Genomic DNA, 18,634 nt, shown 5'->3' on the forward strand with positions numbered 1-18,634 from the left:
TAAAGTTGATGGGTGATTTATTCGTCGGCCGGATGGGGCTGCTGATCTGGCATAATGCCGATGGCCTCTACCTGATTAAGCAGTCCGATGCTTTCTTTCTGCTCCAGCAGGCTATAATACTGGAACGCGAGGGCCAGGTAGAGCGGAGCACTGAGCAAGGCACCAAAAACACCCATCACTGTATTGATTACCACCTGAATTAAGGGATTCGCGAAATAATAACGCCCCAACGCAGCCACAACAATTGCGTTCGTGCCCGTATGCACAACGAAGTTGATACCCCACATAATCAGGATAAGGCCCAGGGTCAGCCACCAGTTGCCGGCAATCAGGGCAAAACAACGGCGTATGGCACTAACCAGCCCCAGGTCTTCGCGCATGACGACGAAGGTGATCAAACTCAGAACAACAGCGCAGTAGATGCCAGGTATCAGAAAACACACCAGCCCAACCATCACCAGTAACCCACTCGCCAGCGCAACAGGCACCACCCTGAACCATTTTGCTTCGAACCAGTTCATGACACTGCTGAACGTAATGGACTCACCCGAATTCTCTTCATAGCTGAGTACGTGGCTGTACACAATCATGCTCAACAGTACCCCACTCAGCAAGGACAAAACCAGGATAACCCAATAGGAAGGGGTTACAAGAGGTCCCATCAACCCCCAGTACGTGGATCGCCCCGTCGGCATGGATATTGTCGTTCGGGCGCGTAGGATCAACCCCATCTGAAACACCCGCGTAGCAATGCTCACCAACAGGCTCATGATGCCGGCTACCACCAGCATGGGGGGCAACAGAGTTCGGTAATGCCGGACGAGGTACTCGAACGATACGTTGAGTAACTCCGTAAAATTTCGTCGGCGATGGAGTATGATCGGCTGATTCATGAACGGAAACGACGGTTGAGCTGGATGGGATAGATGATAAAATACCAGACGATGAAAGCCGCCGACACCAGAATGATGCCGGCACTGACGACCGGTGGTAAGGTTAGTCGGGTAACGAAGCTTTCGAGGAAACCGGCCGTAATGAAGATTGGCACCAGGCCAACCGCAATTTTAAGCCCTTGTTTGATACCCCGCCTGAATGACACCAGCCGCGGATACGTCCCCGGAAACAGCAGGCTATTCCCCACCGTCAGCCCGGCACAGCCCGCGATGATAATTGCCGAAATTTCGAGGGTTCCGTGAATCCAGATTTTTAGTACCGACTCGAGCAGTAAACCACGTTCGTGGAAAAAGTACTGAAATGACCCGAGCATGACACCATTGAAAAACAGCATCGCCATGGTGCCAACCGACGCAAACAGCCCGAACACGAACGTACGGAAGGACACGAAAATATTGTTGAGCGTGATCTGCAAAAACATCGTTGCCTGATCGTCGCTGTTGTAAACGCCCAAGGGGTCACCTTTCTTAATGTTCTCCAGGGTCATGTTCACGTACTGATCGCCCAGAATCAGCCGTACGAATGTGTTATCATGAGCAGCCGAAACCCAGCCCAGCAGGCCGGCCACAAAAAATATAAGGAACGAGATGAACAGCAATCGGTGCGACTGTCGGAACAGGAAAGGCAGCTCATACGTCCAGAACGTCAGGAAGCGGTTGCGATCGTCGCGCCGATTCTGCATCAGGCCCCGGTGCATCTGCGCGGCTAAACCGTTGAGGTAACGCGTTACGGTCGAGTCTGGATAAAACGTTCGGGCGTACGACAGATCGTCGGTCAGTTCTACGTAACGGGCCGTCAGTTCGTCCGGATCGTTGGTCGGGTTCTGCTCAATGTCGCGCCATTTGTCCGTATTGCGTTTAACGAAAGCAGCTTCGCGCATAGGTGATTTGGTTGAGAGTTGGCCCGTCCACTGTGTATCAACGGCTAGTTACTATACTGCGATTGAAAAATTGGCGATTTTTATGCGAACGGCAAAGTATAAGCGTGCTAATTTTGTAAAGCAGGTGAACCAATGCCAATAAACCGTTGACGATTGCTCTCTGCCCACTCATACCGCGTTCTCATGTCCGTTACTATCCAGACCTCCCAAAACGTTCAGTTAGAGTACGAACCGGCCAGCGTCGGCGATCGAATTTTAGCTACGCTACTGGATTATCTGATCTTTCTGGGGTGGATCGTTCTAACGCTTGGGGTTCCGGCAGCGCTGGATATCCGGCCAGGTAATTTCTACGTCGGACTTATTGCGATCCTGCCCATTTTCCTCTACGATCTGGTTTGCGAATGGCTGCTCAACGGACGTAGTGTCGGCAAAATTGCCATGGGCATCCGGGTCGTCATGCTGGATGGTTCACAGCCGGGTCTGGGCGCTTACCTGCTGCGGTGGCTGCTGCGCATTGTCGACACAAGGCTCTTCGGTGGGCTGGTTGCGGTGATTGCCATTGCAGCCAACGGCAAAGGACAGCGCGTTGGGGATATTGCCGCCGGCACAACCGTCGTTAAACTTAAACCGGCGGTATCGCTCAATGATGTCGTGTATCAGCCCCTGCGAACGGACTACTACGTGCAGTTTCCGGATGTGCGGCTGCTGTCGGACCGCGACATTGCCATCGTGCGTGAAGCCCTGCGCCGGGGCGACGCCACTGTGCAGGACCGCACCGCCGAAAAGATTAAAGAAGTGACCGGCATCCGGAGCGACTTACACAGCCGTGCGTTTCTGGAAACGATCGTCAGTGATTATCAGTTTTTAACAACACAGTAAACCGTCCAGGTCAGGCCGCGACGGCGGACCGTTCCAGCCTGGCCCAGCCAATTATGCAAGACGCCATAAAATCGCTCGCCCGTCAATACGCTGCCGACATTGTTGCTACCCGTCGGCATCTGCATGCGCACCCCGAATTGTCGTTTCACGAACACAATACAGCGGCCTACGTAGCGGACCAGCTCAAAGCCATCGGTCTGACGCCCCAGGAAGGCATTGCCGGTACGGGTCTGGTGGCCATTGTCGAAGGGAAAAACCCCAGCCGAAAGGTTGTTGGCCTGCGGGCCGACATGGACGCGCTCCCCATCCATGAAGCCAACGACGTACCCTACAAGTCGACCGTTGAGGGAGTCATGCATGCCTGCGGACACGATGCGCATACGGCGTCGCTGCTGGGTGTAGCCCGCATCCTGAATGTCCTGCGCGACCAGTTCGAAGGCACCGTAAAGCTGGTATTTCAGCCCGCCGAGGAGAAAGCCCCGGGCGGGGCCTCCCTGATGATTAAAGACGGCGTTTTGGAAAATCCGGCTCCGGCCAGCATGATCGGTCAGCACGTAGCGCCAAACATCCCGGTGGGTAAAATAGGCTTCCGTGAAGGCATGTACATGGCCAGCACCGACGAACTGTACCTGACCGTGAAAGGAAAAGGCGGCCACGGTGCTATGCCAGACTCGTTGATTGACCCGGTGCTGATTGCATCGCACATCATCGTAGCCTTGCAGCAGATCATTAGCCGCAACCGCCCTCCCGCCAGCCCATCGGTCCTATCGTTCGGGCGGTTCATTGCCGATGGCGTCACAAATGTCATTCCAAACGAAGTGACCATCCAGGGAACGTTCCGGTGCATGAACGAAGAATGGCGCGAGAAGGGCCTGCAACGGATGCAGAAACTGGCCGAAGGTATGGCCGAAGCGATGGGCGGAAGCTGCGAGTTCACCATCGTTCGCGGCTATCCGTTCCTCAAAAATCACCCTGAGTTGACTCGGCGCTTACGGGCACAGGCTACTGAGTACATGGGTGCCGAAAACGTAGTTGATCTTGACCTCTGGATGGCGGGCGAAGATTTTGCGTTTTACTCGCAGGTGGTCGATTCGTGTTTCTACCGGCTGGGTACCCGTAACGAAGCGCGGGGGATCGTTTCGGGCGTGCACACGCCGACGTTCGATATCGACGAAGCGGCCCTGGAAACCGGTGCCGGCCTGATGAGCTGGCTGGCCGTACGGGAGCTGGAACTTCTTTAACCCAGTCTGTTGCGTGAAGAGAAGTGTCTTGTATCTGTTTTTATGGCTTGGTGTATCGACCAGTACGTTGGCACAACGCGACTGGCCACCGGTCTATACCATAAAAACCGATACGGCCACGTTTTCGCTGGATACGGCCTATTTTCAGGTACTGGAAGATCTAGGAGGAACGTTGACCTTCGAACAGGCGCAACGTAGTACCGGGTTTCAGTACGCGAAGCTATACGACAAGTACCGGGTCGCACATGTCTACTGGCAGCGGATGAGGTTGAAGAACGATCGCCCCCACTCGGTTCGTCTGTATTTGTCGGGCGTCGCAGATTACTTCGATATTTACTGGCGCGACTCCCTCAACCGCTGGCAGCATCAACGTACGGGGTACCTTGTGTCCGATAGCCAGCTACCGGTTTATGAAGGTTTGCAGGAACAGAGCCGTTTGCCGTTATCCCTTGCATCGGGACAGGAGACAATCATCTATAAACGTACTGAAACTGCTCTATGGAACGAACCCATAACATATCTATCAGCTTATTTTCAAACCGAAAAAGGCTACAAGGATAACATTGTCAGCTATTTCCGAGGACAAGATGGGTGGAAAGATTTCTGGTTTGCAGGCATAGCGATCGGGATACTGCTCTTAGCCGCAATCTATAACCTGACTATCTTCTACTCCACAAAGGAGAAGGTATACCTGTATTTTGCTATCTGTTTGCTCTTCTTTGTTCTGGACCGAAACTCGAGCTATATCCAGGCCACTTTTTTCGGCGAGTATCCATATGTGTTCAGGTTCGTATCCACCTTCTTTTTCATTACGTTCTTTGTATTTTTCGTTCAATCGATCCGGCAGTTTGTACAGCCTGACGCCCAGCTCGCTTCACTAAGCAAAGCCATAACCGTTACGTTGGCAATAACGGTGCTGATGAATATTTTCCAGATCATTTCTTACCGCTACGCCTTGGTTCCGCAGATAGAAATGTACCTGGTGCTGGAGGTGATTATTCGGGTGGTCTATTTTCTCTGTTTAATCTTGACGTATCGAATGATGAAGCGAGACGTAGCGGATGCGCGCTACGTATTCATCGCCATTTTACAACTGTTCTTTTGGTGGAGCTATACACTGGTGGGGACTTTCGCCCGTATCTACTATCAGATCAACATAAACCGGTATTTACCGCCGATCTTTGAATACGCCGAAACGATCTGCTTTGCCTGGATGATTATCTTCTTTTCAGGAGCGCTTATCAACCGCTACAATATGACGCGTCGGCAAGTAGTGCAGCAGGCCATCGAAAAAGAGCAGCTTGAAAAAGAGCGCGAGATCGAGCGGAGTCGAATGATTGCCAGCCAGAACGAACGCCTGGAGCAGCAGGTACGCGAACGCACGGCCGAGCTACAGCAGTCGCTCGAAACGCTGCGGGCTACTCAGGATCAACTCGTTCAGAAAGAGAAGCTGGCCTCGCTGGGTGAACTCACGGCCGGTATTGCCCATGAGATTCAGAATCCGCTCAACTTCGTCAACAACTTTGCCGAAGTCAGTGAGGAATTGCTGGACGAACTGGCCGAAGAACGCCACAAAGCCCAACGGGACGAAGCCTTGGAAGAGGAGATCTTGTCAGATCTGCACCAAAACTTGGGGAAGATCCGCCATCATGGTCGCCGGGCTGACGCCATTGTGAAAGGAATGCTTGAGCATAGCCGCGCCAGCACCGGCGAAAAGCAAATCACCGATATGAATGCCCTCGCCGATGAATACCTGCGGCTAGCCTACCACGGCCTGCGGGCCAAAGACAAAACGTTCAACTGCCAACTCATTACCCATTTTGATCCCACCCTGTCCACGGTGACCGTAGTTACCCAGGATATTGGCCGGGTGTTGCTCAACCTGTACAACAATGCCTTTTATGCCGTACAGGAAAAGGCCTGTAGAGACGGTGAACAACAGCAGGCTCCGTATCAACCAACGGTGACAGTACAGACCCAGAACTACGGCGACAACGTGGTTATCTGCGTTCGGGATAATGGCACAGGTATCCCAGAAGCGGTAAAACGTAAGATTTTCCAGCCGTTCTTCACCACTAAACCTACTGGACAGGGTACGGGACTCGGGCTATCCCTTTCCTACGACATCATCACCAAAGGGCACCACGGCGAGCTGACCGTTGAGAGTCAGGAAGGCAAAGGAACGGAATTCACCATTCGCTTGCCTACGCAAACACCTCCTTCGGCACGTGCGTAATGCGGCAGGCCAGGTCTGCTTCGCCGGAAGCGACAACGTAGTAATCACCCGCGTCGACGAGGCCGGTCGTGAACACCACATCCGTGACGTACATCTGGTCTTTCAGGTGTTCCAGCAAATCAGGCCGGGCAGAGAGGATGGGCGATTGATCCTCCAACCGTATGATGCGGGCGGGATTGTTCGCGTCCAGCAGCGCCCAGAACGTACTGTAGATACCGACGACGCCGTGCCGCTCTACGCCGTGGTACAGCAGTAACCACCCTTTGTCTGTTAAAATGGGTTGCGTACCTCCGCCGATTTTCGAGGTGGACGACGAAGCCTTGCGCGCCCGGAGAAACGGTTCATCGACGGGTTTCCAGTGTAGCGCGTCAGGGGATTCCGACAGGTGAATGGCTGGTCCCGGTAGGTATGGACTGTCGGGGGCGTAGGCAAAATATAGGTCGCCAAGCGGCCGGGTCAGCGCATAAAATTTGTCGTTGATTTTACCTTCAAACAGCACCATATCCTTGTTCTGATGATCCAGAACAATGCCCTGCAAATCATACTTCAGGCCGTCGGTTGAGGTGTATAATGTTGTGCAATGCCGCTCGGCACTGACCGAACAAGTGGTCATGTAGTACGTATCACCAACTTTTGTGATGCGGGCATCTTCTACCCCGTACTCCTGATACGACCGCTGGGGCGCAATGATTTTGTCGTAGTGAATATCCCGAACTTCGGTACCGTCCTCATTCAGTTCAACCGGCAGCAGCCACGACAACGACGTGAGCGCCATCACCCTGAAGGGATAATCGAGAATCTGGAACTTCCGGGGGTCGGCAGCATTTACTTCGTTCAGTTCATACGCATCCAGGACGTAGCCGCGCTCAGGGTCCCAGCGAATGTTATGAATCTGGGTACTGACAATCGGCTGGCGCAGGGCTTCGGCTACCCGGATCATGATGAGCAGGTTCCCGTTCGGCAACCGCGCCAGACCCGGGTTGAAAGCCCCCAGCACATACGTATCGGCCTGGATTGATTGGCGTAATGGCGATCGTTGAAGATCAATATCATTGGGACCAAATATGATGAAGTCGGTTGGGAAACTCATAGGGTAGAAGCAACAGAATAGGGGACTATGGGTTGATGAGCAGCGGTGGTGTCAGGAGCTGCTCCTGACACCACCGCTGCTCATCAACCCATACATGAAATTGAGAACGGTAGCTTAAATCGCCTGCTTATGCGGCCGAATCTGTAGCCCAACAACGTCGCAGCGGTGCGGCTGAGTGAGGATATAATGGACAGCAACGGCAATGTCTTCAGCCAACAACATTTCTTCTTTGGCGATTTCTTCTTCCTGCTCGTCGGCGCTCGTACCGTGAATGTCCGCTTTTACCTTGCCGGGCTCGATCAGGCTGACCTTGATGCCCATTTCGTTTACTTCTTTGCGCAACGATTCGCTAAACCCCTGAATACCAGACTTTGTAGCTACATACACCGAACTCCCGGCTTCGCGACCAACGGCGCTCATTGAGCCAATGAATACGATGTGGCCTTTTTGCTGTTGCTGCATCCGCGTAACGGCCTCTTTTGTGCAGCCAATGTACCCCAGCATGTTTGTTTCGAGCACGTACCGCCAGTCCTCGGTTTCCATATCGCTGATGCCTTCAGCGGCCAGGGCTGCGTTGTTGATGAGAATATCCAGCCCGCCCAGTGTCTGGTCAGCCTGCTGAAAAACGCGATCGATGTCCTCCTGCTTCGACAGGTCGGCGATTATCCCTTCGGCTTTTCCACCCGCCTGCCGGATCTGCGTCAGCGCTTCGTCGAGCTGCTCCTGATGCCGCCCCAGCGTAAAGATTCTGGCACCGTACGAACCCAGCAGAATCGCCGTGGCGCGGCCTATACCTGTCGTACCGCCTGTAATCAGAATTCGTTTGCCCTCCAGGGACTCAGTCTTTGTGTGTACGTTCTTACTCTCCATAACGTTGTGTTTTCGGTTAATTAGGATTTTGTAGTTGAGCGTTTATTCCGACCCGACTGCCACTCGATGCGATAACGCATTCCGCCCGAAATCTCATAATCAATGTAGGTTTGAGTTTGATCTTTTGACGGAATTTCGTGCGGAGTTTCGGTGTCGGTAAACACCCGAACATTGGGCAGGGAGCCGTAGTTTGGAAGAATTCGTAACCGGCAGGACAACTCAGGCACCCCGGCGAGATGAACAAAATACTCTCCCTGTCCGGGCTGGTTATCCCGAAAGCCGGATTCGATGACGGGGTACTCGATAAAGACCGTCAGCGGCATTTTTTCGTGACGCTGGTACGCGTAGGCCGCAGCCACAAAAGCGCTGGCACTCCCATAGATCTCTTGCCCAACCTGCCCCGCCTGCTCCCAGCCGGTACGCAGATCTTCGAGGGGAATCGTTAGCTGACGACGGATGTGGCCTTCTTTGGGCTGATCGGCCACTGCATCGTCGGGAAGTTCGTACGGGTAGTAGTGGCGTCCCCGGTTAAGCAGGTACTTCATGTATTCAGCCAGCATCAGGCTAAGCGCAGGCGACGCGTCGGGACCAACAATGCGCAGGTAGTCGAGTGCGGTTGCGAACGATTCACCCTCTTCATAAGCCGCGATATAGCTGGCATCTTTCAGACACGAAACCCCCATGAACGTATTGTAGTTTTTACCGAAGCCGAACGAACAGTCCCAGGCCCACATCTTGGCGATAGTGTTGGCAATACAAAGCCGGCTCAGGTCGAAGTACAGACGGTTTCCGGTCGTTTTCCACAACTTGGCCAGTGCCTGGGCGCTCATGATTGTGATATTCGTCTGATAAAGGAGATTGAAGCCGCTCCCGATCAGTTTTCCAGCCGATTGTTCCGCTTCGCGTAAATAGCGCGCATCGTTTGTTAGCTCGAAGGCCTGCATCATTACGTACGTGTACACACCCGGTACATCCTGCTCGCCTTTTTCGCCCGGTTTCGTTTCGCTTTTCAACACTTCCAGCGTTTTTACGTGGTAAAACACCGGCCACTCGTATCGAAACCGATGAGCCGCTTCAATGGCAAAATCGAGCGACTTAAGAAAAATATCCCTGGCCGTTTCGTCGCCCTGGAGTGCCAGACGCCCCAGGTTCATCAGAATATGAAACAGGTACCAGGAGTCCATTTTGTCATGGTCTTCTTCCTCGCTCAGTTCCGATTTCTGAAATGGCTGACCAGGTAACCACCGCACTACGGTTTTCAGGTCGTCGCGGTAGAAAGACGGTACGCTCTGGAGCAGTTGTTCAGCCAGTTTTGACGGGCGTCCTTTCCAGGCCTGATAGGCTAGCATCGGCACCAGTACGCACAACTGCACCATGCTCTCGGGCGGTTTTTCTGAGGAGCCGACGTAGGCATTGAGGTAGAACCGGTTTTTGATTCGCTGGTGACAGGCCGACGAACGGCTCAGTGACCGGATGGTTTTGGCAGCCGCCTGAGGCCAGTCGTAATACGTCGTTGCTGGTTTATCAAGCAGCCGGTACACGCGCGCAAATTCATCGATGAACCAGTCGGCCGTCTGGTAGTCGTCCTTCGGCACGTCGGTACGTAACGTCACAAAGGCGTCGGAGATCACTACGTCCTGGTGTTTGGCGAGGGGTTTGTCCGACGACGGAAGCGACAATCCCAACTCCGGCCATTTCGCGCCGACCACGCTGCTAGGTTCGGTCTGGGTCTGTTCAAAAAAGTCGTTCAGAGCCGATAAATTCTGGAAGTAAAAAACCGTTGGCCCTTTCGGTTTCAGACACGACACATATGCCAGCCCCGATGTCGGGCCATTCTGCGTAATATGAACAACGCCCTCGGTTTTCAGTGGATCGTAGGTTCTGTCAAGCAGGTAAATGTCCCGTGGGAACGACTGTACCGTAAACGCATTCGCTGGTCGCAACGACGTCGTATAACGTAGAAAGGGCGCGTTGGTATCCAGCAGTTCGAGCCTTACGTGGAATTGGCCAAGTGCCCCGCTGAGCCGGAAGTCGAGTACGTGCTCTCCGTCGTTTTCACTTGTACACTCATATAGCCCCTGCGGGTCATAACAGGCTCGAATTGCCACCTTAGCTCCTTTGGGAGGAGTGTAGATAAGCCAGAACGAGGTAGTATCGAGGCAGGTTTCCAGGTGGCCAGTCGTAAACTGAAGATCAGCAGCCGTTCGATTCTGCTCCTGACCGAGAGATTTCTTTAACCCTAATGCCCATTGTGAAATCACCTCTGGCTGAGCAGGTTCGTGCGAAGAAAAAACACCTACGGACATATAATTACCAATTACAAAGTCATGATACGGATTAAGCAATTCGAAATGAACTGGTTCATAGTATTCATGTAACCAACGTAGGAAACAAGTACAAGCTCGCAGTGGCTGCAGAAATAAGAATACGGTACCGAGGTTACGGCGTAGGCATTGGCCAGTACGGGCGTAGCAGCGAAAGCTTAACAATCGCTTCATACTGGCGAGAAACTTCTTCACAATCAGGTAATACCGCACGCCGAATTTTACACCTTCATCTCAATTTCTCCCCTGTATGTCCAAATCCTTTACTTCGCTGACCGCACTCGTCAGTATAACAACGGCTGTTTCCCTGCTGGCTGTAGGCTGCAATGACCACCGGTTTCCTACCCCGCCGGGCTATCCAGCCCTTACGGACGCTGTTAATCCAGGTACATTCCTACCCACAGTTCTGGCTACTGTCAATGGCGTGAACGTGTACAACGGCGGTTTTGGCTCAGCCATCGTGGCTGAGCCGAATGATCCGGCCGTGTTCTACATGCTCACCGACCGGGGACCGAACATTGACGGGCCTGCTGGTACGTCGAATATCAAGATTTTCGCCCGGCCGGATTTCGCTCCGCAGATCGGGAAGTTCCGGGTCGGTACAGACGGCAAGATGGTACTGGAGCAGATTATTGAACTGAAAAACAGCGTGGGCGGTAAACTGAATGGCCTGCCTAACCCAGCCAATCAGGGCAGTACGGGCGAAACAGCCCTTGACCTGTCGAATAACACCATCCCGCCGAGTGTGGATGGCATCGACTGCGAAGGCATGGCCCTGGCTCCGGATGGTACCTTCTGGCTCAGCGACGAATACGGTCCGCATCTGGTTCATCTGGATGCAACCGGCCGGACCATCGAGCGGATTAGCCCGTTCAATAATGGCACCGGTGGACGCCAGATTCCGTCCGTTTTCGCAACGCGCCGGGCTAACCGGGGCATGGAAGGCCTGACCATTACGCCCGACGGCAAGACACTCGTCGGCATCATGCAATTTCCGCTCTATAACCCGTCGGCGGCTGCTATTTCCGGCTCGCTGGTTACCCGCATCCTGACGTTCGACATCGCAACGGGTGCTACGAAGCAGTACGTCTACCTCATCGAGCGGGCTAACCTACAGGCTAACAGCGAAATCACGGCGATCACAAACACGACGTTCATAGTGCTGGAACGCGACGGTGAGTTTGGCAGCGACGCCAACAAGAGTACGCTGTTCAAGCGGGTGTATAAGATTGACCTGACCGGAGCCACCGACATCTCTGACCCAGCCAATGGCGCGAACGGCAAACTGTACGGCGGCAAAACAGTCGAAGAACTGAAGACGTTAGCCAACCTGCAAACCAACGGCATCACGCCGGTCAGCAAGCAACTGGTGCTTGACCTGGCAACTGACGTAACCCCGGTTTATCCGCACGACAAGGCCGAAGGAATTGCGCTGATTGGTGCCCAGACGCTGGCCATTTCCAATGACGACGACTTTGGGATCCTCGGTACCGGCACATACATCCAAAAGCTGCTGGCTAACGGTACGGTCGATAGAAACCGGGTCTATTTCATTACGTTGAAGCAGCCGCTGAAATAACCGTTAATCCGCTTCAACAATCGTGTCAAAAGCCCCCGTAAGAACCTGGCCATTCCGTTTAACCTGCACCCAGATACGGTAGCGGCCGGGCTGCGGAAACTGATACGGAAACTCGACCATATTTGAATGAAGCCCATTACTGGCCGGATGGTCCATGCCCTGCATAGCCCCGGCCAGTTCTTTATTTCGTTCATCGTCTGAAAGCTCCTGCAAGCCAGCTATGTACCGGTCGATACTATCCCGAAATTGCCGGGGGTCGGGATAACGGAACACTCGGGCTGTATCTTCGATTCGCTCTACCAGCGAAGCTTCAGCGGCCATCGAATACGTACCGACGGGGTGGAGGTGCGTATACACGGAACCGTCGGTCTGCACGATCACGGCATGACCAGTCATACCCAGATAGGGTTCCAGCGGAGCCGGTCGTCCTGCCTTATCCGCAACGGCAAAGCGCAATCGATACATCTGGTTCGTCTCCAGCGTCTGAGCGGGTTTATCCGTCCAGACTAATGAACTGCCGTCGGCGAGCGGGACCCGAACTGCCGGTACACCACAGGGCGCCATGGTAGCATCTAATTTGGGCAACTGCCGAATCGCATCGACTGGCTGACCAATCAACCAGCTATCATCACTGGAAAAGCGAGTCGATGAAGTCGCCGACAGGACGGGAATGGTCAGCGTATCCGTCAGTGTTTCCGCGAATCCGTTGCGGTACACGATGTCGGCATACAATCGATATTGACCACTGGGCAACACCGGTAAAGCGGCCCGATAATTCAACGTATCAAGCCGGGTTGGATGCAGATGCGCAAACGCGCCGGCATCCGACATCTTAACCAGAAATACGTGCATCAGCTTACCGTGGTCCGGAACCAGAAAACTCAACGGTCGCGACTGCTGCCTGATACTATTCGAATCAATGGTAATTGTTAGTTGATTGCCCAGCTCCGACGACTCAACCGACGGCCGGATTTTAGGGGCTTTGTACAGGACAATATCAGAATAGAAGCGAGCCCGGCTATTCCACCAGAATCGCCCCCCCGTCAAAACAAGCAGCAACAATGTCGAGGTTAGCCCCATAGCCACCAATCGGGAACGCTGCCACGAAGCGGGTAGCTGCTGACCAACCCGCAACCGAGTTTGGGTTACGCAGATACCAACAATAGTGACCATCAGAACGAACAGGAATGTCCCGAGCAGCACCAGCGGTAAGGCGGTTATAGCTGGCATATCACGTTGAGCCGTAGCAATGGACATAACGGGAATCTCAATTGTAGCGGGACCATCAGGGCCGTTTAGCTGCAATTCAACGCTGGTAGCTCCCAGCCCCATCAGCCAGACGATTCCGTCAAAGCGTGTCGACTGTTGGTCGGTCGGGCTCAACTCATCGTGCGTGGGCGACGCTTCGTCACCACTGTCGAAGTAAATCGGTCGAACCGTGCAGGTTCGCACGCGCCCTTGTTCTACCCATACGGAAACCTGGGCAGTACCGGGCACGACATCAGGTGGTGTAATGTGAACCAGAACCCGGTAAGGCCCCGCCGACCGTTGCATAACCACCCCCGGACTACCTACGTGTGCCAGGGCCGGGATAGTAATCAAAGAGCTTGAAAATAGGGAAAGCAGTAGTAAGTAAACTAGTTTCTTCAACATTCCAGGAGCACGTTTACCGGTATATGTTTTTCATCCAGGCACCGATCCACAGGCCGGTCCGGGCTGATAAGAAGGCAGCTACAAGGGCGATTGCCCACCCACGTACCAATTGGATCGCATTTTCGTGCAGCCCGGGATTGAACTGATACCGATACGGATAATCGGCCGGCGCGTTGAATGGCCAGGTGTAACTCATGAAAAAGTAGTTCCTTGACCAGGCCGAGGTAAGCATAAATTCACTGAACGGCCACTGAATGACCGTGAACGTAACCAGGAAGAGAATCGCCACTAAACCGGCCAACTGCCAGTCGTTCCAGTGTTTTGGATACCGCTGCATGACCTTATCGAGCACCCAGGCCGGAATAACCAGCAGGAAAGGAAACTGGAACGGCTGATAATGAGTCACATCGTTCAATACCGGGCCCAGCCTGGGCGTAGCCGGCAGAAACTGGAGTATCCAGCTAGGCACCAGTATGGTCAGCATGTATATAGTCGCCAGCTTTGTAATCGGATATGCACTTGCCGAAGTACGGCCAATTGACATCATGTAAACAGGCAGAAACAGGCTGGCGAGTATGTAGTACTGAGATCTGTGCCCCTGCGAATCCATAAATTTTTCATAGAACAGAATGTAAATCATCGTCATCAAAAACCCCGCCGACACGATGAACAGGAGTTCCAGGCGTTTCTGTATTGCTTCGGTAACTTCCTTCCCTTTAAGCTGATTACGTAGTGTCAGTACACTTACCAAAGCCCCAAATTGAAGTAAGGTCATCCCCAACAGACCTAGTGCATGGGGTGGGCTAAGTATTTGCACATCCAGTCCATAGGCGCTATGCCACCAATTGTCGAACGGAGCTGACGTCAATATGGCAACGGCCCCCCACACGCAGAACAAAGCCCCCGTGGAACCGTAGAATACACCCCAGAACCGGACCGATTGAATCCGGTCGGGATGGTTCGCTTTAAACGTTCGGGCAAGAATGGTGTAACCTGCAAAGGAACCAGCAATGATGGCTCCAACGTACATCAAAACATGGGGTGGCGAAAACAACCCGTCCCGACCTATGCTCATGTGCCACATAATATCCCAGACAATACTCCATACAATGAGGAGCGAGGACAGCACAACCGCATAGATCGTAGATGGAATAGTAATTGCCGATGGTTTAGTTATCGACTCTTGAACTAATGTGGTGGAATTGGCAGGAAAGGCCGCGTTCATCTCACTTCAGCTGTTTAATTCTAATGATGCGTAAGGGTTTAAGCGGACTGCGTTTGCAGCTTAGGCCGTTTCAGGGCGATGGGTGGGTAAGTTCGGCCGTTCAGGAAACGGCCAATAAACGTACCGCGTACCAACAGAAGGTATGAGCCGAAGGTGAGCAGCAGAATACCGGTGAGGGTTATACCAAACTTTATAAAAACGGAGACCTGCCAGTCAAGCAGCGCGTAGGGAATCCAGATGGCCAGTGGTAAATGTACCAGGTATATCCAGTACGATGCCTGAGCCAGCACCGTATTAAACGGAGTCGGGTTATTATAACGCACACCAAGGCCAATCAACCCGGCAATGAACGTCCACATACAACTAGCCGACATGGCCATAGCTGTGATAAAATACACAACCGGGCTAGGAAAAGCTTGCGGATTGAACAGAACCAGCAGATAAGCGATTCCAAACGTTGCTCCCAGACAAGAATTCAGCCAGGGATTGATTGTAAAGCGTTGCAGCAAGCGGCTACTATGCTTTAGCAACCAACCATACCCAAAAAAGATACCGAACAACAGCAGCATCCGGGGCGATGGTTTGAAGGACGCGGGCGTTTCAGTCCACGGTCCGTACATCTGCAACAGGGCCACATAGGAAATCAAACCCGGTATCAGCAAGTAAACCCGGCTGGTGGCTATCCGCTCGAATAGCGCCATACCTGCCTGTCTCCATTGCGCAGGCATTTTGTTTACGACAAACAGTACCCCTGCGGCTACTATACACAGTAACCATAGGTAGTACATGAACCAAAGATGAATCAGTCCCCAGTACACTTGTCCATTAAGCAGAGCACGGATGGCTACCTCCCCTTGTTGGAGTGAGCCACTGGCTGCAACCTGAAAACCCACGTACGAAACCGGGAAGATCAGGATTAAAAAAACCACAAACGGCAGGAAGATCCGCTTGAACCGATTGATAATCATGTACCGTATTCCTTGCTGCTGCGTCACCAGGGCCGTAAAGAAGCCTGACAACACAAAAAAGACCGGCATACAGAACACATTGATTACAAGGAAGAGGTATTCGAAGAAGGGGTGATTGTACCTGGTGTCATGAAAATTCCCCCAGTTTTGGCTAGGTCTATCAACGTAACTTGCCCCTGCGTGGGCAATCAAAACCAGCATCATCATACTGACCCTCACGGAGTCCAGGCCGTAATAACGTACTTTTCCAGAAGTAGACACAGTTAAATGAACAGTTACAAAGTGGGCACTCTTTTTTTTGGGTACTAAACAAACTTAATGATAGCCAGACGGTGATAGCCAGCTAATTAACTAAGCGGTTGCCTCGAAACGCAGGAAGAAATAAGTAAAAATAGAGAGCGCAATAGCATGTAAAATCTAAGTAATTATGCTTTAAACGAACAATTTTTGATGAAAATATCTATCTATAAACAATTGAATTGCATTGATTTAACTTAATATTCACACTACTCTATAAATTCTTAACATCGAGTATTTTTAACTAGTCTTTATTTTAACAGTAGGACCAAAATCTGCCGAAAACTAATTATAAATTTTTTTAAAAATATCTCAGCCACGACAATTATGAATACATTTTAATACTAAAATGCAATAACGCGAATCAACCAGGCGAATCACCCCCGGGCAAGCAGTAAGGTATGGATGCCTTGCTGCTTGCCCGGGGGTGATTCGCTAACCAATTACTAACGGCTTACCAAGTTTTCCAGCGTCACTTCATACTGCTTCTCAGCAGCATTGTAGACATACCGGTATGTGGTTGGGTAATACCCTGGCTGAGCAACTTTCTCGGGCTGCTTGACCGGGATTTGCTCGTCCTGTACTTTCTTCAGAAAATCAAGGGTGAACATCGGCTCCAGGAAGGTTACCTGGCCATCAAGGGCACCGTAGATAAACGTCGTCGTGAACAGCTTACCCTGAAACTCGCCACTGGTCGGATCAACCCAGTGAACACCCATCTGCGGAACTCCCGCATCACGCACCAACCCTTTGGGCAAATAAGCAGGGTCCGGATTTTTCACGAAACGGGGATCATTCGGCTTGATGCCATCCCGCTCTTCGTTGCTGGTAAAATAGAAGTGGCAGTCAAAATGAGGTACGTTATAGACCCCGTCTGGTTCATGGCCGTGTGGCATCCAGCCAAAGGCGATGTGCTTAATCAGGGTTTTGTCGGCCTCCCTGGGCGGATATAAAATCCAGTGCGACATTTCCGTTGACAAACTGCTGAGCGTGGCTTCCGAAATGGCAACTCCCACCTGCGTTGGGTTACCTTTTTCGTCGAGTCGTACGAACGAGCGGATCATGCCGTTACCGGCTTTCTGAGCTTCCCCGTACTTAATGGTCGTGGCTGGTTTCTTGTCGCCCGTGGGCGTGTCGGTTGACCCGATCAGAGTCGATGCGGCTACAAGCGCAATTGCGAAGAGATTCATGGTATTTGATTGTTTATGGTTGAAAAAAAAGGAATTCGTTTTAGGGTAACGCTGGTGTTTTGCTCCTGCCATACCTGGTAAGCAACCAGCAGGCCATCGGCAGTCGGCAGCACCACTGGAAGAGACGTTCGTTCGCCCGGTGGGGTGAGTATCATCGTTTTAGGTCGACTTTTGACCGGATACAGCCGCAGAACAACCTGCCGGTACGCATCGGGAGCCTCGCCGATTAGTTCTTCGTAAACCATCGCCATCCGCCCATCGGCCCAGCCGGTTAATTGTGGATGCTGCAACTGTGGCCCCGCAATCTGCTCAGGTTGGGTCAGTCCATCCAGACGAGCCAGTCGGATACCTTCCTGACCCGCAGCACCGGAATACCAGGTTGCATAAACGACACCGCCTTGATTGTAGAGTTGCGGGCCTGAATGCGGGCAGCCGTCAATCTGCCAGCGGTCGTTGCCCAGCGTTTTCGGTTGGCTGAAGGAACGGCCGTCATCCGTCGAAACGACGTAGCTGATGTCACGGATAGCCTGGGCCGTTTCACCTTTTGACCCGGATAGCCAGTCACGGTAGGTTAGGTAGATACGCCCACCAGCATCGGCCAGAATACCCGTTCGGCAACACTGGCAGGCGTTCGAGTCAATAATCACTTCGGGACCGAAGCCACCGCCCGGCAGCGTCTGCGTGAACCGAACCGAGCGCCCTTCGTTGCCCGGTAGTTTCTCATCCAGCCAGACCAGCCCAATTTCACCGTCGGGTAACCGCGTCAGGTCAGCGTACGAGTGGCTTTTCCCCGGTGTCGTATCGCGGTGAACTGGCTGGGCAGTTGTCCAGGATTTACCCCTGTCCGAAGAAGTTATGTAGAGCAGGTCACCAGCGCGCAGGGCATCCGGCGTAGGTTTGGGCAAGCTGTACACAACCATAAGGGCACCATCGCCTTTGAAAATCAACTTCGGTACGTCTTCGCCGTGAGCCGATGTTGTGGGGGGTAAGGCGATGCGTACGGAAGAGCCAAACGTCCGGCCACCGTCTGACGATACGCGGTAAACCAGGGACAGTTCGGTCGTGGTACGTTCCACCCAGGTCACCACCGGTTTTCCCTGGTGATCGCTCAGCAGTCTTGGAAACATCGCGTTTGGCACACTCAGCAGCGAGTCGGCTGGCATTGTCAAGCCGATTGGCCGGGCAGTGGACGCAACCAGTTGGGCGAACAGAGCGATCAGGAGTAGTGTAGTTTTCATTGGTGATACC

At 52.9% G+C, this 18,634-nt stretch carries 14 protein-coding genes; 4 read left to right on the plus strand and 10 right to left on the minus strand.

Annotated features, from left to right (window positions below):
• Positions 1-17: 17 nt before the first annotated feature.
• Together BN8_RS25110 and BN8_RS25115 are read right to left on the minus strand one after the other, a co-directional pair.
• Positions 18-893 carry a hypothetical protein gene (locus tag BN8_RS25110; RefSeq protein WP_009284757.1) on the minus strand — a complete coding sequence of 292 codons (876 nt, stop codon included), beginning with the start codon at positions 891-893 and terminating at the stop codon, positions 18-20.
• The gene (locus BN8_RS25115) at positions 890-1,834 is read right to left on the minus strand and encodes a stage II sporulation protein M (RefSeq protein WP_009284758.1); all 945 of its coding nucleotides are present in this window, start codon (positions 1,832-1,834) and stop codon (positions 890-892) included. The genes BN8_RS25110 and BN8_RS25115 overlap by 4 nt, the downstream gene beginning before the upstream one ends.
• Positions 1,835-2,017: 183 nt before the next feature.
• Here BN8_RS25115 and BN8_RS25120 point away from each other — a divergent pair, with 183 nt between their 5' ends.
• From BN8_RS25120 to BN8_RS25130, 3 genes are read left to right on the plus strand one after another with little or no spacing between them, the layout of a single operon-like run.
• Entirely contained in the window at positions 2,018-2,713 is a 696-nt protein-coding gene (locus BN8_RS25120; protein ID WP_009284759.1) for an RDD family protein, read from the plus strand.
• A 53-nt stretch (positions 2,714-2,766) separates the two neighbouring features.
• Positions 2,767-3,954, plus strand: a complete 1,188-nt coding sequence (locus BN8_RS25125; protein WP_009284760.1) for a M20 metallopeptidase family protein — start codon at positions 2,767-2,769, stop codon at positions 3,952-3,954.
• Between the two features lie 13 nt (positions 3,955-3,967).
• On the plus strand, positions 3,968-6,190 hold the full coding sequence (locus BN8_RS25130; RefSeq protein ID WP_040006514.1) for a sensor histidine kinase: 2,223 nt from the start codon (positions 3,968-3,970) through the stop codon (positions 6,188-6,190).
• Here the strand turns inward: BN8_RS25130 and BN8_RS25135 are convergent.
• The 3 genes from BN8_RS25135 to BN8_RS25145 form a co-directional block, all read right to left on the minus strand.
• Entirely contained in the window at positions 6,159-7,280 is a 1,122-nt protein-coding gene (locus BN8_RS25135) for a glycoside hydrolase family 130 protein (protein WP_009284762.1), read from the minus strand. The two genes, BN8_RS25130 and BN8_RS25135, sit on opposite strands and share 32 nt — an antisense overlap.
• A gap of 114 nt (positions 7,281-7,394) precedes the next feature.
• Positions 7,395-8,150: an SDR family oxidoreductase gene (locus tag BN8_RS25140; protein ID WP_009284763.1), complete on the minus strand. Its 756-nt coding sequence runs from the start codon at positions 8,148-8,150 to the stop codon at positions 7,395-7,397.
• A 20-nt stretch (positions 8,151-8,170) separates the two neighbouring features.
• Positions 8,171-10,456 carry a hypothetical protein gene (locus BN8_RS25145; protein ID WP_144051803.1) on the minus strand — a complete coding sequence of 762 codons (2,286 nt, stop codon included), beginning with the start codon at positions 10,454-10,456 and terminating at the stop codon, positions 8,171-8,173.
• A 268-nt stretch (positions 10,457-10,724) separates the two neighbouring features.
• On the opposite strand from BN8_RS25145, the gene BN8_RS25150 reads away from it, so the two are divergent.
• Positions 10,725-12,053, plus strand: coding sequence for an esterase-like activity of phytase family protein (locus BN8_RS25150; protein WP_009284765.1), 1,329 nt, complete (start codon positions 10,725-10,727; stop codon positions 12,051-12,053).
• Positions 12,054-12,056: 3 nt separating this feature from the next.
• On the opposite strand, the gene BN8_RS25155 is transcribed toward BN8_RS25150, so the two are convergent.
• The 5 genes from BN8_RS25155 to BN8_RS25175 all read right to left on the minus strand — a co-directional run bounded on the left by BN8_RS25155 (position 12,057) and on the right by BN8_RS25175 (position 18,624).
• On the minus strand, positions 12,057-13,655 hold the full coding sequence (locus BN8_RS25155) for a DUF8832 domain-containing protein (RefSeq protein WP_310589793.1): 1,599 nt from the start codon (positions 13,653-13,655) through the stop codon (positions 12,057-12,059).
• Positions 13,656-13,719: 64 nt separating this feature from the next.
• Positions 13,720-14,931, minus strand: coding sequence for a hypothetical protein (locus BN8_RS25160; protein WP_009284767.1), 1,212 nt, complete (start codon positions 14,929-14,931; stop codon positions 13,720-13,722).
• A 38-nt stretch (positions 14,932-14,969) separates the two neighbouring features.
• On the minus strand, positions 14,970-16,160 hold the full coding sequence (locus tag BN8_RS25165; protein ID WP_144051804.1) for an acyltransferase family protein: 1,191 nt from the start codon (positions 16,158-16,160) through the stop codon (positions 14,970-14,972).
• A 482-nt stretch (positions 16,161-16,642) separates the two neighbouring features.
• The gene (locus BN8_RS25170; protein WP_051041128.1) at positions 16,643-17,386 is read right to left on the minus strand and encodes a DUF5602 domain-containing protein; all 744 of its coding nucleotides are present in this window, start codon (positions 17,384-17,386) and stop codon (positions 16,643-16,645) included.
• Complete coding sequence (locus tag BN8_RS25175) at positions 17,383-18,624, minus strand: sialidase family protein (protein WP_009284770.1); 1,242 nt, start codon at positions 18,622-18,624, stop codon at positions 17,383-17,385. Before BN8_RS25175 ends, BN8_RS25170 begins: the two co-directional genes overlap by 4 nt.
• Between the last annotated feature and the right edge of the window lie 10 nt (positions 18,625-18,634).

This window comes from Fibrisoma limi BUZ 3 (assembly GCF_000296815.2).
Lineage (GTDB): Bacteria > Bacteroidota > Bacteroidia > Cytophagales > Spirosomataceae > Fibrisoma > Fibrisoma limi.